Origin of the sequence: Peribacillus sp. TH14 (genome assembly GCF_016651145.1) — a bacterium.
GTDB classification, from domain to species: domain Bacteria; phylum Bacillota; class Bacilli; order Bacillales; family DSM-1321; genus Peribacillus; species Peribacillus butanolivorans.
This window is the reverse complement of the sequence record NZ_JAEKEK010000001.1, coordinates 4,342,793-4,362,187: the sequence shown is the minus strand read 5'-3', so window position 1 is coordinate 4,362,187 and position 19,395 is coordinate 4,342,793. Positions and strand designations below refer to the sequence as shown.

Here is a 19,395-nt window from a genome sequence, read left to right as displayed (position 1 = left end):
TTCTTTATTATTTATTCTAGTTTCGTACTATTCTACTATTATAGACTTTTCACAAATTTTTTTAGGTTTACTAATCTCCTCACAAAAAGTTAACGACGTTTAGAAAAAAGAACCGCAACGTACTAGCAGTTACGGTTCTTTTATGGTTTCTCTTTTTGCAGGTCTTCGTATAAACGTCTCAAAATATGGGTTTTATAAAGCTCCAGCTTTCTTCGCTCAATTGGATGGTATCTTATTTCTGCATCTTTTAATTGTTGAACGAACCAACCTTTGGAATATTTATAAGCCATACTACCCCCTCCTCTGTTCGAAAAAGATATGCTTTGAAGAGGGAATTGATACTTATTTTTTTGCTGTCATTACATCAATTAATAAATCATACATTTCAGCCGCCGTTTTGAATGGGCGCTTTTGACGCATTTTCGCTTGATACTCATCTGATTTATTCACTAAATCAGCTAATGTGCTATTAAAGATTTGATCATTTAAATCTTCTTCTTGAATGACTTTACAAAAACCTTGTTTTTCAAAGCTTGAAGCATTTAAAATTTGATCCCCACGAGATGCATTGGCACTTAGCGGAATGAGCAACATTGGCTTTTGCAGACCAAGGAATTCAAAGATTGAATTTGAACCAGCCCTTGAAACAACTACATCAGCCGCTGCTAAAAGGTCAAATAATTCTTCGTGGACATATTCAAAAGGAGCATACCCTCTTTGTTTCAATTCCGTTTGGACATTCCCTTTTCCACAAATATGAATAATCTGGTAGTCCTTTAATAATGCTTCAAGGTTTTCAGTAATCAATTTATTGATTTTTACAGCTCCAAGGCTGCCACCCATAACGAGTAACACTGGCTTGTTGTTCGTAAAACCACAAAATGCTTTTCCACTCGAAGCGTTTCCAGAAAAAATCCCATCCCGTAATACTGCTCCAAGATACATGGCCTTCTCTTTTGGCAAGTCCTTTTCTGTCTCCTGGAACGTGGTGAAAATTTTCGATGCAAGCGGCATTGCAATTTTATTAGCTAGGCCAGGTGTATAGTCCGATTCATGTATGGCAATCGGGATTCTCAGCATCCTTCCCGCCAATACGACTGGTACGGATACGAACCCGCCTTTTGAAAATATGAAATCAGGCTTTGTCTTTTTTAAAATTTTTCGTGCATCAAAAATCCCTTTAATGACTCGGAACGGATCTTTTAGGTTCTCCGCTGATAGGTATCGTCTGAATTTCCCAACTGAAATCGTTTCATAACGGATTTCAGGAAATTCCTTTTCGATAATATTTTTTTCTATACCTTTTTTTGAACCAATATAAGTAATATCCCAATCATGCTCTAAAAATTCCGGGATAATGGTCGCATTAACAGACACGTGGCCGGCTGAGCCGCCTCCGGTAAACACTATTTTCTTAGTCAATATTTCCACCTTCCAAACTTAAAAAATCACTTTGCATCCATATTACCATATATCCCTAACATTAATAACTTGAAAAAGTATTCAGTGAACCGTAATGTAACGTAATAAATGTAATCATCGATTAATTTTCCTTTTTCATTATGATTATATTATAATCTTAGTATTCTACAATACTACAAGATACATTGGAGGAGTAATACATTGCAAGAAGTTTCTCAATCTCTCCATCAATTTGATGGAATAGAGGCATGGACCAAACTAGGAATTTCAATAGGTATTTTTCTAATCGTCCTTTTGCTTCGGAAAGTATTTACCACCTATATATTCAAGTTCTTTCTACGAGTTGCAAAAAAACGCAAAGTTGAATTTGCAGCCAACTTAATGCTTGCCTTAGAACAGCCGATGAGATGGCTTATCGTTTTGCTCGGTGTGATTCTATCGTTGTATTATTTTCCGATTGACATACCTTCGGATGAATTAAAATCGAAGATATACCGTTCATTTTTTGCTTTCTTATTCTTTTGGACGATGATCAATATCAGTTCGATCTTAACCATCCTTTTTCCGAAATTGGTCAGTAAATTCGGTCTTGAGGTAGATCTAATTGTCATGCCATTCTTTACAAAAATCATTAAAATAATCATCATGGCTTTGGGCTTCTCTATCATTGCGGAAGAGTGGGGATTTAACGTCAATGGATTTGTTGCCGGACTTGGCTTAGGAGGATTAGCCTTTGCACTTGCCGCTAAGGATACCGTCAGCAATTTCTTTGGAGGAATTGTCATCGTTACAGAAAAACCCTTTACCATTGGTGATTGGATCAAAACACCAAGCGTGGAAGGAACCATTGAAGATATCACATTTCGAAGTACCAAAGTACGGACTTTTGCCCAAGCTTTAGTTACTGTCCCGAATGCTACCCTTTCGAATGAACCTATCATCAACTGGTCAAAAATGGGTAAAAGACAGATTGCTTTTCATCTAGGTATAAATTTCACAACACCAAAAGATAAGTTGGAAAACGTCATTAAGAGAATAGAAAATATGCTCATTGAACACCCAGAAATACATCCAGAAACGATTCTTGTGAAATTTGACGAGTTTAGTCATTCTGGTTTCAATCTCTACCTATATTTCTTCTCAAATGCAACAGACTTTGGGGGATATCTATCACTCAAAGAAGATGTTAACTTTAATATAATGGAGATACTTGAAAATGAAGACGTTCAAATCGCCATCCCTTCACAAGCATTCATCCTTCAAAAAGACTCAACCGCGGACATGAATGAATTTGAATCCATGCGCGACTGACAAAAAGACTTGCCGTTTTTACGGTAAGTCTTTTTTGGTATCAAATAAAAACTTAAACCATCACAAGCTTATGTGATATAATTCTTTCATTGTGTGGAAAATTTCAAATATTGATATTGAGGTACATCGATGAATCAGACTTATACAAAATCACAAAAGATCCGCCTATTATTTTATATATTAATCCCCATTCTGATCACTCAAATTGGCCTTTATGCCATGACATTTTTTGATGTGATGATGTCGGGACAGTACAGTACGCAGGACGTTGCTGGCGTTTCAATCGGTAGTTCACTTTGGACACCTGTTTATACGGGGTTGAGCGGGATTTTGATTGCCTTAACGCCGGTGGTCTCACAGCTCGTCGGTTCCAAGCAGTCGAAATCCGTTTCCTATTCAGTAATGCAGGCAGTTTATTTAGCCGTCACTTTAGCTTTAGTCATTTTAATCATTGGGGCGTTTGCATTAAACCCCATATTAAATGCCATGAATCTTGAAGATACTGTCCACCGGGTAGCCCATGACTATTTGATCGCCCTTTCAATCGGGATTATTCCCCTATTCGTTTATAATGCGTTGAGAGCCTTCATTGATGCGCTTGGCCAAACTAGAATTTCTATGATAATAACCTTATGTGCACTGCCAATTAACGTCGTATTTAATTACCTGTTAATATACGGAAAGTTTGGATTCCCTGAACTTGGCGGCGTTGGTTCAGGGTATGCAACAGCAATTACTTATTGGTTAATTGCCCTGGTTGCCATCCTTGTTGTGGTTAAAATCAGCCCATTTTCAACCTATAAAGTTTTCCGTGAGTTTTTCCGGATTTCCTGGAAAGAGTGGCGTGCACTATTAATAATTGGGGTGCCTATCGGGCTGGCTATCTTTTTTGAAACAAGTATTTTCTCAGCGGTTACCCTTTTGATGAGTAAATATGATACCGTGACAATTGCTTCGCACCAGATTGCAATGAATTTTGCATCATTGCTTTATATGATGCCGCTAAGTATATCAATGGCATTGACAATTGTAATTGGATTTGAAATCGGGGCAGCTCGATACAAAGATGCCAAAGAATACAGCTGGATTGGGATTACCATGGCATTAACGATGTCGCTTGTTTTGTCGGCCATTCTATTTCTCTTCCGTGAACCCGTCGCGTCGGCATACACAAAAGACTATAATGTAATGATGCTGACATCACATTTTTTAATATATGCAATCTTCTTTCAGATTTCTGATGCACTCCAGGCACCTATACAAGGAATACTACGAGGATATAAAGATGTAAATGTTACCTTCGCTATGTCTCTAGTATCCTATTGGATTCTAGGGCTACCCATCGGTTTTATATTTGCAAAATATACAGGTATGGGAGCCTTCGGATATTGGATTGGCTTAATTTCCGGTTTGGCTCTTGGAGCTATAGGTTTGGCAGCACGTTTAAGGTATATACAGCAAGTAAAATATAAAAAAATGGTTTAAAAAAAGGTGAGGCCGAATTAACGGACTCACCTTTTTCCATTTTAATAACCAAATTAAACAAACTAAGCTTTGTGAATTTTCCCCAAAACATCTTTTCCACCTGTAACCGGAATGATGCTTCCGGTAATAAAATCGGATTGTTCATCACATAAGAACGTGATGACTCGAGCTAAATCTTCTCCCGTCCCCGGTCTGCCAATTGGAACAGTTACATCCTTTTGTCCTTTTGCAACTATTATCTCTTCTTCCTTCCATTCACCAATAATATCGCCGGGACAGACCATATTCACGGTGATTCCATTTGTTGCTTCTTCAACCGCTAAAGTTCTAGTTAAGGAAGTCAATCCGCTTTTGGCTGCGGCAAAAGCGGAACGATAAATCCAACCTGGTGCCGTCTCACAGCGGTCAAACCCTAAAGTAATGATCCTACCCCAACTTCTTCTGCGCATATGAGGAATAATTTCCTTAGCAAAATAGAAAAAACCATTTAAATTACCGTTCATAATGTAATTCCACTCATCACTGCTATATTCAGTCATAGGCCTACGTTCATGCATATATGGCCCAGCATTATGAATGAACATGTCAACATGTCCGAAGGCTTCTATGACCAATTCTGTTACCTGTTTACAATCTTTCTCACTTGAAGCATCACCTTCAAGAGCGAGCGCCTTAATATGGTACCTTTCCTGCAATTCAGTCACCAATGCTAAAGCTGCTTTTTTACTTTTTCGATACGTAATGATAATAGACACTCCATTATTTGCGAGTGAATAGGCGATTCTCTTGCCGATTCCCGTTGCTCCTCCAGTTATAAAAGCTACTTTATCATCCACAGGCATTCCCTCTTTATCTAATGGATTTTACTTAATTATACATAAGTTTGATTCATTTTCTATAATTTAGCAAATATACAAATGAACATCTAGGCTTCAGCCTGCATAAAATAACAGAAATAACCCTGTCAGTTGATTGCAGGAGAGAGGAATTCAACATGTTTCCTTGGAATTCACTTTTTTCTTTAAAAAATAATTCAAACCAAAAGGATTTCATGAAAAATATGCAGCAAAGTGATGTACAGTCGTTCATTGAAAAGATATTTTCGCAGATGATCCCTGAAAATATGCAAGGAATGATGCAACAAAACGATACTAGCTCACAAAAAGAAAATACTAGAACTGAACACCCTTTACATGCCGAGGTATTTGAAACCCATTTATTTGTCTTTGTAAGAATTCCCATAGAAGATGAAGCATGGCTAAAAAAAATGAAACTTTACCATACATCTAATCAATCCATCGTTGAGGGAATCCCAGAAGCGACGGACCGGCATGTAATTACATTGCCTGCTCTTGTAAAGAAGAAAGGAGCATCCGCACAATTTAAAGAATCAACATTGGAAATCCGTCTGCAGAAAAGTTTCAATGCCCAGTATTCGGAAATTGATGTATCTGATATTTAATTTGGCGCTACTGGAGCCTCACTAATGAATAAGTGCGGTTCCTGCTTTTGTGTTGATGCGAGTATTTGTAAAATCGATGCTATTTATAGCAGTATCGACTAAATTTTATTCGGATTTGATGGAATTCATTCTATTTAGAATCAATTCCCTTATCTATCCTATATATTTCAACGACTTAATAAAAAAAAAGAGTGCACCCATATGATTCCCAGGGTACACTCTACTATTAATCTATCATTCTTATTATTTTCCGATGAACTGTTGAGTCCAGTAGTTACCAGATTCTACGTAGCCTACTCCGATATGAGTAAAGCTTGAGTTCATGATGTTTTCACGATGTCCTTGGCTGTTCATCCAAGCTTCAACTACTTCTTCAGGTGTTTTTTGACCTTGTGCGATATTTTCCCCAGCTGATGTGTAGCTGATTCCAAATTTTTTCATCATATCAAATGGAGAGCCGTAAGTTGGGCTATTATGATCAAAGTAATTTTTGTCTTTCATATCTTGAGATTTCAAACGAGCAACCTTGCTCAATTCTGTATCTATTTTAAGAGCTGCCAATCCTTGTTTTGCACGCTCTGCATTAGTTAATTTAACCACTTGTTGTTCAAAAGCGCTTAATTCAGAGCTTGTCTCTGTTTTTTCATCAGTATTTTTTTCAGGTTGTGAATTCGTAGTTCCAGCTGGTTTTTGAACTGGTTTTTGAACTGGTTTTTGAGCTTGTTCTTGAGCTGGTTTTTGAACTGGTTGTTGAACTGGTTGTTGAACTTGTAAGGATTGTGAAGCAGGTAATGTTATGTTGTATTTAGTTAAATATTGGTTAAGGACTTTTTGCATATCTTCTTGATTAATAGATTTATATGTTACTTGTTTAACAGTATCACAGTTTGCTGCTTCTGCTTGGTTAGCTCCCACTCCAGTGAAAATTATAGCTGCTGCTGCTGCTGCTGACATAAACATTTTCTTTTTCATTTGTAATTCCTCCTGTAAAGTTCATTGGTGTTTTGTTTCTGGATTCATCATAACATGCGTTTTTTGTAATATAGGAACCATCTATTTCCATATGTTTTACAGGTAACGAATGTGAAAAAATTTTGATCCAAGTTTCAGAGAAAGTAATCAAAAAAGCTTTCTCTATCGATGTTTTGGGATCTAGTACATATACTCATATTTTTCCAGACAATCCTTGTCAATGGTAGTTACATAGAACCATTTCCATGGAATACTAATAACTTTTAGTTGACATCTCGTTGCCAAACCCTTTAGTATGACTTTCTTTACTTTTATGTTACAAATTTATCGATTTAAAGTTGATTTTCGTCATTTTTATGTGTACTTTTTTCTTAAGTAATGAGAATTCAAAATTCATATACTCTAAAACTATTTTAAAACCCTTAATTTTTACAAAAATAAAAAACAATCCGGGTAAACCCCGAATTGTTCAGTTTGTAGACAAAAGGGGTCCAGAATGTTTTAATTCTATACCCCTTTTGAAATTCCCTTTGAATTTTGATCAAGATTAAGAGATTGGGCCTCTACGAGCCCACTTTATTAAGCCATTATTGGACCTTGCCATGTCCAATTGGCAATCTTCTTTAAATTCATGGCGACGAATGTAAGCATCGCCTGCATCGACAATTTTTTAAGTCCCCTTAAAGTAGTCCAACGCATACCATGCTTTTCTTTTGCATCTGCGAATACACGCTCTATTGTTTCTTTGCGTTTCGCATATATAGGTTTTACATCCTTGTGGTGACGCAGATGATCTGCTTCTTCCATATAATTTTGCCAGATATGGCGTGTCACCACTTTTTGATGGTCTTTGCTTACTGTACACTGTGATAAAAATGAGCATGTCGCACAAGTGTGTTTGGGTGATTTGTACTCGCGATAGCCCTCTTTATTTGTTGTTGAGTACTTTAAAATCTCGCCCGATGGGCAGAGATAACAATTAAAATGTTCATCGTAAACATAGTCATGCTTGCGAAAGAACCCTTCTTTTGTTCGTGGACGTGTATAGGGTAAAGCTGGTGTGATTTCTTTCCCAAAAAGGTAGCTTGTAATGGCTGGTGTTTTGTAAGCTGCATCTGCGGCAACAGCTTCAGGTTTTCCAACTTTCTCAATCACTTGTTCAACATGAGGCTCTAAGATATGACTATCATGCGTATTTCCTGGTGTTACAATCGTCCCCAGCACAAAACCGTTGCGGTCTGCAGCCGCATGAAATGAATAGGCAAACTGTTTTGTTCGTTCATCTTTTACATAGTAGCCACTCTCAGGGTCAGTTGAACTTTCTTTAATTTCTTTGGTTTCTTCTTTATCAAATTTATCCGGTGGAAAAGGCTTCTTTCCATTGTTTTCACGATCTTGATTTATTTCTTCTTGAAGGCGTCCTTGATATGCTCGTGTTTCCTTACGAACGATTTTCTTTTCGAATTTCCGCTTATTCGCACTGGCTTTCACATGTGTTGAATCAACGAATACGTGCTCTGCACTAATTAACTTTCTTTCTGAGGCTGTCATTAAGATACGATAAAAAATCTGTTCAAACAGGTCTGTATCTTTAAAGCGACGCTCATAATTTTTCCCGAACGTTGAGAAGTGAGGTACTTTATCATGGAAACCGTAACCTAAAAACCAACGGTAAGCCATATTCGTTTCAACTTCTTCAATCGTTTTACGCATCGAACGAATACCGAAGGTATATTGAATGAATGTCAATTTAACTAAAATAACTGGATCAATACTTGGGCGGCCTATCTCTGAATACATCTCTTTCACCAAGTCATAAATGAAAGTGAAGTCAATGGCCCCCTCAATTTTACGAACCAAATGGTTCGCTGGCACCAGTTGATCCAAAGTAATCATTTCAAGTTGATCTCGCTGAATAGAATTATGTTTCGAAAGCATCGTCATCACCTCAAGTTTTAATACTCCTATATTAAAACAAAAAAGACTGTAGGAAAAAGTGTTTATTTCTAATTGTTAAAACAAAGTTGATTGGAACGGAAGGTGCGAGACTCCTGCGGGAAAAGCGTGTCCAAGGGAGACCCCACAGGCGCAAAGGCGCCGAGGAGGCTCCCTGACCGCCCGCGGAAAGCGAGTGCCTGGAGTGGAAATCAACGTTCGAATTTTTACACCCCTCAAAAAACTGTAGACAAACTCGATTTTCATCGAGTTTGTCTACAGTCTGAACAATCCGGGTAAACCCCGAATTGTTTTAGTTTTATCAGTAAAATTATTATTTCTTTTCTTCATCATTCATCTCGTCCATTTCCTTTTTACCTCCGTTTTCTTCAGGCTGACTTGGTTTGCCTATGACGAATTCCTCTTTAGGCATGTTGTGCATATTCCTTGCCGTTACATGAGCATAAACATAATAGGTTCCTTCTTTATCAAAGGTTTTTTCCAATTCATAGATACCTTTTCCTTTATGTTTTACAGCCGTTTTGTCGTGGTCATCACTATTTGCAAGCCATATTTCAAAACTGACATCATCCGCATCCGTCACTTCTTCATCCCCATAAGTCACTTTTGCCTGAAACTTTACCGGCTCATTTATTTCTCCTTGAACAGGATCGACAGTTAACTCGACATTTAGCATTTTCGGAATTTCCTCTTCCTTGCCACATCCTGCCAACAAGATTAAAGCTGTACATAATAACATTATCTTTTTTATCATTGAACGTTTCCCCTTTTTTATGAAGTCCAATCTTCTTTTATGGTCGGAAGCACAATGCTGACTTTTGTACCTGTATGTTCCCTGCTTTCTATTTCAATTTTACCATTTTGTAGCTCCACCAATTTTTTCACGATGGAAAGACCCAGCCCCGATCCGCCATCAAATCGGCTTCGTGCTTTGTTTACTCTATAAAAGCGATTCATTACATAAGGTAAATCAGCTGCAGGAATCCCGTTGCCCGTGTCAGTGACTATGAGCTCGCAATCTCCTTTATACTGTCTTAAAGTAATTTTGATGAATCCATCTGGATTCGTATACTTAACGGCGTTATCAAAGACATTATGAAGGATTTGCTCTATCCTTCCTTCATCTCCTAGTATAATTGGATCCGGATCTAGTTCGAGCTCTAAACCAAGCTGCTTTTCTTTTAATATCGGTTCATATTTGGCAAGTACATCTTCAATGAATTGTGCATAGGCAATCGGAGTTTTATTTAAAGTGAATTGATCACTGTCCAATTTAGATAAGTCCATCAAATCACCTACAAGCCGCTGTAGCCTAAGTGCTTCCCTTGAAATAAGTTGAAGATATTTTTGCTCTTCTTCCTCATTTTTCACAACACCATCCAATATAGCCTGCGTGTAACCTTTCACGTAACTTAGCGGCGTCCGGAGTTCATGGGCAACATTTTCGAGAAACTCTTTTTTTCTTTCTTCCTCTAAATGAATGGATTTGGCCATTTCATTAAAAGCATGTGCTAGATTCCCTATTTCATCATGGCTCTTTACCTGAATCTGTATGTCATAATCTCCCTCTGAGACACGATGGACAGCTGTCTCGATTTCCTTAATCGGACTGACTAGCTTTTTCAACCATTTTGTTGTCAATAAAATGGAAACAATTAAGAATAAGAGAACGGCTGCCATCCATTTTGCAGCAAATTCCTTAAGTAAATCTGTAATCGAGTCTACAGGAATATATGTATAGATGATACCTTCGAGGCGGTCTTCATCAATCAAGGGAATGATAGCCGCTACGATGTTCTTTTCAAACCTTTTCTCATACCCCTCTTTTTCAACAACCTTTCCATCTAAGAGCATTTGCCGTTCTTCTGCAGAAATGAGGGTGTCATAATTGATTTCAAAGGGAAGGCAGGCACTTAATTCCCTTGGATTATTGACGACAAAGACCTCGCTGTCACTTTTACTGTTAAACCATTCAACTTGTTGTTTGAAGTCATCACTGATCTCACCTCCGAAATAGTCCGCTCCAAGCAAGGAAGCTTCATTGACTAGATCGGTTTTCAACTTTTCCACATACAAATTTTTATAATAATATTGAGAAAGAGAATAAGCGAACAACACTGAAAGAATGATTGCTGTAATAATAGTTAGCCATAGTTTAAAAGAGAGTGATGACCACTTATTACTCATTTTTTTCCTCAATCTTATAACCAATTCCCCAGACAGTTTGAATATAATCGGCCGCCCTCAATTTCATCCTAAGCGTTTTGATATGGGTATCGACCGTACGTAAAGATCCTCCATATTCTCCGCTCCAAACATTTTCAAGTAGTTGTTCACGGCTGAGTGCCTGATTTTTATGACGCATAAGAAATAGAAGCAATTCAAACTCTTTCAAGGTCAAATTGATTGGCTTCCCATCTAGCAGAACCGTTCTTGATTGGAGGTTTAAATTGATTTTACCGAATCGGACGGAAGTTTGATTTTCTTCATTCAATGAGATTTTCCCTGTTCTTCTTAATACCGCTTCCACCCTTGCTACGAGTTCACCCGGATTAAATGGCTTTACAATGTAATCGTCCCCACCGAGCTTCAACCCTTTTACCTTATCCCATTCTTCACCTTTCGCACTAACAAAAATTACAGGAACATCCGAACTTGAACGGATTTTTTCACAGACGCAAAAACCGTCCATTTCTGGCATCATGATATCCAAAAGGATTAAATCGACTTCATATGTTTCAACCAGACTTATAGCCTCTTTACCATTTGCAGCTTGAAGGCATCGATACCCTGAGTTAAGCAAATACATTTCAACTAAATTACGCATATCTTCTTCATCATCAACGACTAAAATGGTGTAACCGTGCATGTTATCTACTCCCTCAACATCAATTGAAATGGACCTTGACCGACTTTGATGGTTTTTTTAACCTCGACTGTTTCAGCATCCATTACATACACTTCATCACTATCATATCCCGCCACAATCACGTCTTGTTTAAAGTTCGCCATTTCAAAAGGATTGACGCCGACCACTCTGCTTTTCACTTCTTCATACTGATCATTCAATTTATATAAGGAGCTAGTGCCGTGACTGAGGATAAAAATCCCTTCAGCATTCTCAATGAACTTTATCGGCATAGTTGGGGCCTTCAACTTTTGCTTCAACTCTCCCGTTTTTGCCGAATAAATATAGAGATTTTCTTCTACTTGGTCTCCAACACCATGGCCGCCTATCCAAACTTCATCCTTTTCTTCCCTTAATAAGGTGCCTGTGGAAGAACTATGTATCGGAAATTCCATATCCACCTTTTTCGTCTCCAGATTGATTACCGAACATTTGGTATCGCCAAAGTTAATGACATACAAGCGATTCGCTTTCTCTCCTTGAAGAACGGTCAATGGGCTTTTCCCAACCTTGACTATATCCTGCTCCTCACCTTTATCATTTAAAAAATAGATGGAATGATTCGACTGATTGACTGCCACGATGCTTTTTCCGTCATGAAGCAACAGCATATTGACAATCCCTTTCCCTATTTCCCAGCTGTCTATCAGTTTTCCGGCTGATAATGAAAACACCTGGATTTTCTCCATCTCTTTTCCATAAAGAAGTATAGTATCTTTATCTGCTAGGAGCAATGCTCCGGTAAATGGTTCTGAAATATCCCAATTGGCAAAAGGTTGATAGTTTTTATCTATGAATGTAAGGGACGTATCCTTAATATTGACTGTCGCCAAAAAAGATTTATCTTTGTTTATTTTTGTATATGTATCACTTCTATTACACCCACTAAGTAGTATGACGGCAAACAAAAGCGCAACACCCCACTTCATATTTTAGGCTCCTTATTCATAAAATATCTATTTTTTTTAAATTTTAACAATGAGTTGTGAAAAAAGTATGAAACAAAAAAGAATATTAACTAACATTCACTTGTGATATTTACTTCGAGGATGAGAGCCTTTCGAGTTCCTTAACATAGGCCATAACGATTGCGTTCTTTTTCTCATCAGAAAGCGAAGATTCCATCACCCGTTTAATGCTGAGGTAAAACTTTTCAAGTATTGGTTTTCGGGCACGAGGATGGGTGTTTTCATCTAAAAGTTCACGTCGGATAAGTTCTGATAACACTTTTCCCCCTTCCCCATTTGTTATCTTCCGATTATTCCAGATACTTATATATGCTTCCAATAATGCTTCATTCATGACCGTTTCTTTCATAAAATTATCCCTTCCATCCATTACTAATTTATACATATTAAGAATCATTTTCGTAAAGACTACCTTTATAATACGATTACACTTTTAAAAATTCAAAAAAGGAGTGAGTATATTGTCTCAAGTATACCGCTGTCCGAATTGCCGGACAAATAAATCTCGCTTCAATCTCATTCAGCAAATACCAACACCTGTTAAAAAGGATCCGCAATCCGGTGAGATTGTTGAACAATACTCGAACGATTCTCTTCAGCCATTCCATCTAGCTTATAATGGTCCTGAAGTTCGTGTGCAATGTGCAGCATGCGGGTTAATTGAAGATGAGAAAACATTTGCAGCCTTTGGTGGGTTGCAGCAATAAAAATAGTCAGACCCGTTTAATGGGGTCTGACCATTTTTCAATCTTTTTTGACAGCCATTTTGGCCCGGTCAATGGCAATTGGAATAGCTTTTCCATCCTTATAGCCTTCATTAAGTAAGGCATTCGCAATCTCAATTGCTTTTTCTCGGACATCTTTATCAAGATTATTCATTGAATCAGTGTAATCGTTTTTATTCCAGGGCACAAATACCGCCTCCTTGAAAAGAAAGTTAACTTTCTTTTCCCCTCTTTCATCGGCAGTAATCGTTTAATGTGGTGCTTTTGCTTCCAAAGCTTTTAACTGACTAATCATCATTTCTTTATCCAATTTCTCACCGATAATAACGATATTTTGTGGCATTTTTATCATTTCATTCATATACATTGGCATTCCGTATGAGTATTGAAATAAATGAGGGTATTGTGAATGTGTGAAGGAAATGTATCCTTTCATTCGATAGACCGTTTCTGGAAGTGCCCTAAGCCAATCTTCAAAGTCGGTTTGTACCACTGCCCCTTCAAATGTATGAACAACGGCCGTTAAATGCAAATGGCTCTGGACATCCAGTTTTTGATGGACTTTATGCTGTTTCCTTTGCATCTGTTGCAAAGATATCAAGGAGACAGCTGCATACTCTGTCAATAAACATACAGCTTCAGGATTCAGACCTTGAATGGAATAAATAAGTTGGGCTGCCTCCATTTCGCTTACTAGATCCGCTTTATTTAATAAAATGAAATCCGCATGATGGATTTGCTCAGCAAGCAACTGGCGTAGCTGTGGAGAAAGCTCATCTCGGTCGCGCCACCTCAACAAGTCAACAACTGTTATAATCCCTTTATATTCCAGTTTTTTCGCGAATAGCGGTGACATAATACCATCCAGCACTTCAACTGGATGCGCAGCACCTGTTGTTTCAATATAAACGGCGTCTAAATCATTTTCCGTCAACAATTCATGCAGCTGAACTTCGAGCTTATCCTGTATTGTACAACAGATACAACCGTCAAACAGCTCCTTCAGAGGTACATCATCACCAATCAAACCGCTGTCCACTGAAACACTGCCGAGCTCATTTAATAGCACGGCCACTTTTCTACCCGCTACACTTTCCTGCTTTAATATATTTCGAAGAAGCGTTGTTTTCCCGCTACCGAGAAAACCACCTAATATGTACACTTCGGTTGTTTTCATTCGTATCTGCTCCTATAATCCAGCTAAATTTAATTCCGTTAAATTTTATCATACTTGCCCTTCTAAAGCACCCGCGAAGGCCATATAAAAAAACCAGCCCGATAGCTGGTTTTTCTCAATTGATTTATGCTTGAACTTCGTCTTTTTCGTAAATTGGAACCCAACCTGCTGCTGTTACGAAGATACGGACAGCTACAGTTTTTCTATCTTCTGCTAACGTGAAGTAATGACGCGTCGATTCTGGTACGCTGATTAAATCTCCAGGATTCAGTCGTACATCAAACCATTTTTGTTCACTGCCTTCAATAGCAAAGATACTGGTTCCACCTGCTATAAAACGTACTTCATCATCTTCATGATGATGTTCCTGCTTAAAGTTTTCAAGCATTTGATCCAAGTTTGGGTTTGCATCGGATAGTGTGATGATATCATGTGCTTTATATCCGCGTCTTTCAGAAATCTCTGCAATCTCTGATTTGAACGTTACAAGGATTTCATCTTTATCGTCATCCGTTAGATCATATTTTTCTACCAGATGGGACGGTAATTTCGATATATCCCATTGTTCGTATATAACACCTTGTGTTTCTAAAAAATCTTTTACCTGTTCACTGTTTTCAATAACCTCATTTGTTTCATGGAATCTAATTGTAGCCATTACCTATTCCTCCTCTATGAGTTTTTATCTTATCGAACCTGCAAATGCCTGTTGCTGATTGAGCAACAGTTGGTATTGAAACAAAAATTCACATGCTTCTAGAATTCTTTTTGCTTCGAGTCCACTTTTCCCCCAAACCGTGATTCCGTGATTGCGAATAAGCACCGCTCCTGAGTCTTCTTCAACATGTGGCTTGAACTTTTCAGTTAACAAAGGAATGTCAGCGTGATTGTATATTATTGGAATTCTAAACTCTGCATCTTCATTCCATCGCCCTGTCGCTTTAATAATTTCATGATTACGGAAAGTCACTTCCCCTTCATCTCCATATAATTCAGAAATCACATTATTTTCTACAGTATGGACATGGAGTACACAGTTCGCATTAGTTTTCTCGTAAATCACTGTATGAAGCAGAGTTTCAGCAGATGGCCTCAGCTCTGTTTTCTCAACTGGGATTCCTTTTAAATCCACTAGTAAAAAGTCCGCATCCGTTTGCTTCCGTTTATCCTTACCGCTTGCCGTAATATAAAAGGAACTGCTTCTAGACTCGCGAATGGATAAATTCCCACTCGTCCCCATAAACCAATCCCGTTCGGCAAGTTCAGCCTTAATTTCCGCTAATTCCTGCCACTTTTTAGTATGGTTCTTCATGCTTTTACCTCCATCTGCTGTTTTAAAATGTGCATCACATCATAAAACGTTTCAAATCCTTGATGGGGAATCTCTTCTGTTCTGCACCTCTCAAGCAGTATGTCACGGGCGATTACAAAATCAGCCTGCTTTGCCGCTTCAAAATCAGTCACCGAATCTCCAATAACAATTTTATAATCATCTGCTTCTGTAATTTCCCTCATTATAGATGGCTTACAGCAACCACAATCATTGTTACATTGTTTATCACAAGTATGCGGCCACTCAATTAAGATCTTTTCCTGATTGAAATAAGCTCTGTTGCAATAAACACAATCTGAAGGCAATATATCATTTAAAAGCGGTTCAATAAAAAAGTCCATACCGCCACTTACAATATACAAAGGTATGTTCGCTTGTTTTGTAAAATCCACAAATTCGTTGAACCCTGGGCGAATGCCGGCTGTATCCTTCACATATTGAATAATGTCTTCCTTTAGACTACTGTCAAGCAGGGAAAACATTTTCCCAACTCCTGTAGATATACTGATTTTTTGCTGAAGAACACCGTCTTTTAGCTCTTCCCATCCCGGAGGTGCAAATTTTTTCATGATAGCGATGATATTATCTGAGTTAGTAATTGTTCCGTCAAAATCACAAAAAATAATCGGTTTCATTATTCCTTACAAGCCTCCCCATAACTCAAGTGCTTTGCTTAGTGCTTCATCTTCATAAGCCGCATCAGATAATGCCTTGCCTGTAAGAACAGCTTCTACAGCAGAACGGAAAGCCTTTGCCCCGCCCTTTGCTCCGTCGGGATGTCCGTGGATTCCACCGCCTGCATTAATTACGCTGTCCTTCCCAAAATCCTTAATTAGATTAGGAACCATTCCCGGATGAATACCTGCTGAAGGAACCGGGAAGGCTTTTTTCCATGACGGCTCATCTTTCGTCAAAGCTTCAGCAATCGCTAATGTTTCCTCTTTCTCAAGTGCCACATTTCCATATGGAGAAGGGAATAGAGATAAATCCGCACCTGATAGTCTTACTAATTTTCCAAGCAATAACGCGTAGCTGACACCATAAAATGACGATGAAGCTACTGCTCCGCTATATGCAGGGTGAGCCATGATCGGTAGATTAATACGATCGTTTTCACGCAAAGCTTGAAGTACATCCAATCCATATGTATGAACGTTAAATAATAAGGCATCGGCACCTGCTTCTGCTGCACGCTCTGCCTTTTCTAATAATTCAAAAGTTTTACCTGATAGATTGACAGCATATAAAGTTCGATGGCCCGTTGTTTCATAGACTTCTTTCAAAATTTGTCTGCCCGTTCTTATTCTATCAATGAATGGGGTCTGCTCCTGATCGAAGAGAATCTCATCATCTTTTACCAGGTCGACTCCTCCTAATGCTTGTTGTTTCAGCTGCTCATTATGGAATAAGAGATCCCGTCCTAATACCCCTTTAAAAATACTCATCACCAGAGGCCGGTCCAATACGTTAATCTTTTCTCTTATACCTGTAATCCCAAATTGAGGTCCTGGAAAAGCCTTGTGTATATCGCCAACAAAATCCAAGTCAATCAGTTTGATTTCCCCATCCAATGACAATTTACCGAATACTGTCGTGAGAATAGCCGGTAAATCATTAGAAAAATTTCCCGACGGGTAGGCAATTTTTATCATCGAACGGTACACCTTACGATTGAAAAAACGGTTTGCTCTTTCTGCTTCAGGTAGAGGGGTGACGGAAACAACACGTCCTTTATGTTTCTCCAACTGCTTCTGGACCAAATGAGGCAGGTCCGTCCATGTTCCTACTGTCAAACCTAAGGCAATACTCTCGGCTTTTTTCTCATGTTCGCCATTGAAATCATGAATTAAATAAGTAGCGATTATCTCGCTCATCTGATCACTCCTATTAAACGTTAGTAAAGTCTTGAAGTCAGTATTCTAATATCTGGCTAATACGGTTTCCATCATTTTCCTATTACCTCGATATATGGAGAATGGAATCTTCGACTGTTAATCCATGTTAAAACAATAAAAGCCCCTTCATAAAGAAGAGGCTTTAAAAAAGCCATCTTCTTATCTCCCAGCTTATAGCTGCAAGAATTAGCACCGTGCCTTGTGGATTCCAAAAAAATCCGGCGAAGAATTCCGCCCCATTTCGCAATGGAATTACGGTCGGTTGCTGGGCTTCATAGGGCTAGTCCCTCCACCTGCTCAAAATAAGAAAACGCTGATATATTTAAACTTCAAGTATCAAAAGATTAAGAATTTATTTTGTATTCTGACAGGTAATCCATACTTTGTCAATAAGTTTTCAACAATTTAACGGTAGCTAACTTGGAATCTTCCACTATTCTCCAAATAAATTCAATGCGCGAATCCGTTCAACTGCTTCTTGAAGCCGTTCTTCAGAAGTAAGTAACCCCACCCTAACATATCCTTCTCCAAATTCACCGAATCCATTTCCAGCAGCAACAGCTACGTGAGCATGCGTTAATAAATAATCAGCAAAACTCTCGGACGTGAAACCTTCAGGAATCTTGAGCCATGCAAAGAAAGATGCTTTAGGAGCTTGGACATCCCAGCCGATGGAACGTAATCCATCAATAAAAACATTTCTGCGCCCTTCATATTTGTTCACTAATTCTTCTACGCAACTTTGTGAATCTAGTAACGCACTTGCCGTCGCTTCTTGAATTGCAGGGAAAAGACTTACATAAAGATGATCTTGCAACAGTTCAAGAGCTTCGATGACACTTTTATTTCCAACAGCGAAGCCCACTCTCCACCCTGCCATATTATATGTTTTAGATAAAGTATATATTTCGATACCTACATCTTTTGCCCCCTCTGCTTGAAGGAAACTAATCGGTTTTTTTCCATCAAATCCAATCGCTCCATAAGCAAAGTCGTGAACCACACAAATTGAATGTTCTTTCGCAAACGAGACGGTTTCCTCAAAAAAACCCTCAGTTGCTGATGCTCCAGTTGGATTATTCGGATAGTTCAAGAACATCATTTTGGCTCTTTCAAGGGTTTCTGTATGTATTTCTCCATAATGCGGAAGATAATCATTTTCTTCTGTCAAAGGCATGAATTCTGTTTTTGCTTGGGCTAAAACTACACCAGATAGATAATCAGGATAGCCTGGATCAGGTACCAGAATCGTATCCCCGGGATTCAATAAACATTGTGGAAGTTCGACAAGTCCTGCCTTTCCACCAAATAGAATAGCCACTTCACTATTAGGATCTAACTTGACACCATATTCACGTTCATAAAAGACAGTCGCAGCTTCTTTTAAGTATTGATGTCCTCGGAAAGGAGAATATTTATGATTTATTGTATTTTCTGCAGCAGTCTGCAAACTTTTCACAATATGCTCTGGCGTCGGCTGGTCAGGATTTCCCTGCCCTAAATTAATGACATCATGACCTTGCTCTGTAATTGCCTTAACTTTTGCAACTAGAGAAGCAAAAAACTGCTTGGGTAGTTCCTGAAGCTGTCTGGATTTTTCGAATTGCATCATTAAACACCTTCTCTGAAATTTCTTGAAATTCTAGTCACAAATGATATATGTTTATCATAGTCTTGTAAAGTGTTTTTTTACATATAGAGGTTTTAAAAAATGAAATGGAAAATCTCCTTCCACCAAATGGATATGCCTTTGGATAACCCTATATTAACTTTCATTTCGC

Annotated in this window: 21 protein-coding genes and 1 riboswitch; of the genes, 4 read left to right on the top strand and 17 right to left on the bottom strand. The window is 38.3% G+C overall.

Annotated features, from left to right (window positions below; translation table 11 throughout):
• Positions 1-140: 140 nt before the first annotated feature.
• Positions 141-290 (bottom strand): DUF2639 domain-containing protein, encoded by a 150-nt coding sequence (locus JFU50_RS21315; protein ID WP_082527397.1) that lies wholly within the window; start codon positions 288-290, stop codon positions 141-143.
• Positions 291-342: 52 nt separating this feature from the next.
• Complete coding sequence (locus tag JFU50_RS21310) at positions 343-1,431, bottom strand: undecaprenyldiphospho-muramoylpentapeptide beta-N-acetylglucosaminyltransferase (protein ID WP_446728147.1); 1,089 nt, start codon at positions 1,429-1,431, stop codon at positions 343-345.
• A gap of 192 nt (positions 1,432-1,623) precedes the next feature.
• Between JFU50_RS21310 and JFU50_RS21305 the strand changes: the two genes are divergently transcribed.
• Together JFU50_RS21305 and JFU50_RS21300 are read left to right on the top strand one after the other, a co-directional pair.
• On the top strand, positions 1,624-2,733 hold the full coding sequence (locus JFU50_RS21305; RefSeq protein ID WP_207196109.1) for a mechanosensitive ion channel family protein: 1,110 nt from the start codon (positions 1,624-1,626) through the stop codon (positions 2,731-2,733).
• 129 nt (positions 2,734-2,862) lie between these two features.
• Entirely contained in the window at positions 2,863-4,218 is a 1,356-nt protein-coding gene (locus JFU50_RS21300) for an MATE family efflux transporter (RefSeq protein WP_201185381.1), read from the top strand.
• Between the two features lie 62 nt (positions 4,219-4,280).
• Here the strand turns inward: JFU50_RS21300 and JFU50_RS21295 are convergent, their stop codons facing one another.
• Positions 4,281-5,054, bottom strand: a complete 774-nt coding sequence (locus tag JFU50_RS21295; RefSeq protein ID WP_053346579.1) for an SDR family oxidoreductase — start codon at positions 5,052-5,054, stop codon at positions 4,281-4,283.
• A gap of 158 nt (positions 5,055-5,212) precedes the next feature.
• Between JFU50_RS21295 and JFU50_RS21290 the strand changes: the two genes are divergently transcribed.
• Positions 5,213-5,680 carry an Hsp20/alpha crystallin family protein gene (locus JFU50_RS21290; RefSeq protein ID WP_201185383.1) on the top strand — a complete coding sequence of 156 codons (468 nt, stop codon included), beginning with the start codon at positions 5,213-5,215 and terminating at the stop codon, positions 5,678-5,680.
• A 243-nt stretch (positions 5,681-5,923) separates the two neighbouring features.
• On the opposite strand, the gene JFU50_RS21285 is transcribed toward JFU50_RS21290, so the two are convergent.
• From JFU50_RS21285 to JFU50_RS21255, 7 genes are all read right to left on the bottom strand, one after another.
• Entirely contained in the window at positions 5,924-6,652 is a 729-nt protein-coding gene (locus tag JFU50_RS21285; protein WP_201223994.1) for a CAP domain-containing protein, read from the bottom strand.
• Positions 6,653-7,231: 579 nt separating this feature from the next.
• Positions 7,232-8,590, bottom strand: coding sequence for an IS1182 family transposase (locus JFU50_RS21280; RefSeq protein ID WP_201223992.1), 1,359 nt, complete (start codon positions 8,588-8,590; stop codon positions 7,232-7,234).
• A 331-nt stretch (positions 8,591-8,921) separates the two neighbouring features.
• Positions 8,922-9,362, bottom strand: a complete 441-nt coding sequence (locus JFU50_RS21275) for a FixH family protein (RefSeq protein ID WP_201185385.1) — start codon at positions 9,360-9,362, stop codon at positions 8,922-8,924.
• 17 nt (positions 9,363-9,379) lie between these two features.
• Positions 9,380-10,795: a sensor histidine kinase gene (locus tag JFU50_RS21270; protein WP_201185387.1), complete on the bottom strand. Its 1,416-nt coding sequence runs from the start codon at positions 10,793-10,795 to the stop codon at positions 9,380-9,382.
• Positions 10,788-11,477 carry a response regulator transcription factor gene (locus JFU50_RS21265; RefSeq protein WP_201185389.1) on the bottom strand — a complete coding sequence of 230 codons (690 nt, stop codon included), beginning with the start codon at positions 11,475-11,477 and terminating at the stop codon, positions 10,788-10,790. Before JFU50_RS21265 ends, JFU50_RS21270 begins: the two co-directional genes overlap by 8 nt.
• Positions 11,478-11,482: 5 nt before the next feature.
• A complete protein-coding gene (locus tag JFU50_RS21260) occupies positions 11,483-12,445 on the bottom strand; it encodes a YncE family protein (RefSeq protein WP_201185391.1) in 963 nt (320 codons plus the stop codon).
• Between the two features lie 109 nt (positions 12,446-12,554).
• Complete coding sequence (locus JFU50_RS21255; RefSeq protein WP_242489070.1) at positions 12,555-12,869, bottom strand: hypothetical protein; 315 nt, start codon at positions 12,867-12,869, stop codon at positions 12,555-12,557.
• 76 nt (positions 12,870-12,945) lie between these two features.
• Between JFU50_RS21255 and JFU50_RS21250 the strand changes: the two genes are divergently transcribed.
• Positions 12,946-13,191, top strand: coding sequence for a hypothetical protein (locus JFU50_RS21250; protein ID WP_056520764.1), 246 nt, complete (start codon positions 12,946-12,948; stop codon positions 13,189-13,191).
• 37 nt (positions 13,192-13,228) lie between these two features.
• On the opposite strand, the gene JFU50_RS21245 is transcribed toward JFU50_RS21250, so the two are convergent.
• The 7 genes from JFU50_RS21245 to JFU50_RS21215 all read right to left on the bottom strand — a co-directional run bounded on the left by JFU50_RS21245 (position 13,229) and on the right by JFU50_RS21215 (position 19,226).
• Complete coding sequence (locus JFU50_RS21245; RefSeq protein ID WP_201223990.1) at positions 13,229-13,396, bottom strand: hypothetical protein; 168 nt, start codon at positions 13,394-13,396, stop codon at positions 13,229-13,231.
• A gap of 63 nt (positions 13,397-13,459) precedes the next feature.
• Positions 13,460-14,386, bottom strand: coding sequence for a CobW family GTP-binding protein (locus tag JFU50_RS21240; RefSeq protein ID WP_201223988.1), 927 nt, complete (start codon positions 14,384-14,386; stop codon positions 13,460-13,462).
• A gap of 124 nt (positions 14,387-14,510) precedes the next feature.
• Positions 14,511-15,044, bottom strand: coding sequence for a cupin domain-containing protein (locus tag JFU50_RS21235; RefSeq protein ID WP_201223986.1), 534 nt, complete (start codon positions 15,042-15,044; stop codon positions 14,511-14,513).
• A 24-nt stretch (positions 15,045-15,068) separates the two neighbouring features.
• Positions 15,069-15,698 carry a methylthioribulose 1-phosphate dehydratase gene (locus JFU50_RS21230; RefSeq protein WP_201185395.1) on the bottom strand — a complete coding sequence of 210 codons (630 nt, stop codon included), beginning with the start codon at positions 15,696-15,698 and terminating at the stop codon, positions 15,069-15,071.
• A complete protein-coding gene (locus tag JFU50_RS21225; RefSeq protein ID WP_201223984.1) occupies positions 15,695-16,354 on the bottom strand; it encodes a 2-hydroxy-3-keto-5-methylthiopentenyl-1-phosphate phosphatase in 660 nt (219 codons plus the stop codon). The genes JFU50_RS21230 and JFU50_RS21225 overlap by 4 nt, the downstream gene beginning before the upstream one ends.
• 6 nt (positions 16,355-16,360) lie before the next feature.
• Complete coding sequence (mtnW, locus tag JFU50_RS21220) at positions 16,361-17,593, bottom strand: 2,3-diketo-5-methylthiopentyl-1-phosphate enolase (protein ID WP_201223982.1); 1,233 nt, start codon at positions 17,591-17,593, stop codon at positions 16,361-16,363.
• A gap of 177 nt (positions 17,594-17,770) precedes the next feature.
• Positions 17,771-17,923, bottom strand: a riboswitch (SAM riboswitch).
• A 124-nt stretch (positions 17,924-18,047) separates the two neighbouring features.
• Positions 18,048-19,226: a pyridoxal phosphate-dependent aminotransferase gene (locus JFU50_RS21215; protein ID WP_274608360.1), complete on the bottom strand. Its 1,179-nt coding sequence runs from the start codon at positions 19,224-19,226 to the stop codon at positions 18,048-18,050.
• Positions 19,227-19,395 lie beyond the last annotated feature (169 nt).

Coding starts and splice junctions, on each gene's coding strand:
- JFU50_RS21315 (WP_082527397.1), bottom strand. CDS start 290: ATGGCTTATAAATATTCCAAAGGTTGGTTCGTTCAACAATTAAAAGAT.
- JFU50_RS21300 (WP_201185381.1), top strand. CDS start 2,863: ATGAATCAGACTTATACAAAATCACAAAAGATCCGCCTATTATTTTAT.
- JFU50_RS21290 (WP_201185383.1), top strand. CDS start 5,213: ATGTTTCCTTGGAATTCACTTTTTTCTTTAAAAAATAATTCAAACCAA.
- JFU50_RS21285 (WP_201223994.1), bottom strand. CDS start 6,652: ATGAAAAAGAAAATGTTTATGTCAGCAGCAGCAGCAGCAGCTATAATT.
- JFU50_RS21280 (WP_201223992.1), bottom strand. CDS start 8,590: ATGCTTTCGAAACATAATTCTATTCAGCGAGATCAACTTGAAATGATT.
- JFU50_RS21275 (WP_201185385.1), bottom strand. CDS start 9,362: ATGATAAAAAAGATAATGTTATTATGTACAGCTTTAATCTTGTTGGCA.
- JFU50_RS21270 (WP_201185387.1), bottom strand. CDS start 10,795: ATGAGTAATAAGTGGTCATCACTCTCTTTTAAACTATGGCTAACTATT.
- JFU50_RS21265 (WP_201185389.1), bottom strand. CDS start 11,477: ATGCACGGTTACACCATTTTAGTCGTTGATGATGAAGAAGATATGCGT.
- JFU50_RS21260 (WP_201185391.1), bottom strand. CDS start 12,445: ATGAAGTGGGGTGTTGCGCTTTTGTTTGCCGTCATACTACTTAGTGGG.
- JFU50_RS21255 (WP_242489070.1), bottom strand. CDS start 12,869: ATGTATAAATTAGTAATGGATGGAAGGGATAATTTTATGAAAGAAACG.
- JFU50_RS21240 (WP_201223988.1), bottom strand. CDS start 14,386: ATGAAAACAACCGAAGTGTACATATTAGGTGGTTTTCTCGGTAGCGGG.
- JFU50_RS21235 (WP_201223986.1), bottom strand. CDS start 15,044: ATGGCTACAATTAGATTCCATGAAACAAATGAGGTTATTGAAAACAGT.
- JFU50_RS21230 (WP_201185395.1), bottom strand. CDS start 15,698: ATGAAGAACCATACTAAAAAGTGGCAGGAATTAGCGGAAATTAAGGCT.
- JFU50_RS21225 (WP_201223984.1), bottom strand. CDS start 16,354: ATGAAACCGATTATTTTTTGTGATTTTGACGGAACAATTACTAACTCA.
- mtnW (WP_201223982.1), bottom strand. CDS start 17,593: ATGAGCGAGATAATCGCTACTTATTTAATTCATGATTTCAATGGCGAA.
- JFU50_RS21215 (WP_274608360.1), bottom strand. CDS start 19,226: ATGATGCAATTCGAAAAATCCAGACAGCTTCAGGAACTACCCAAGCAG.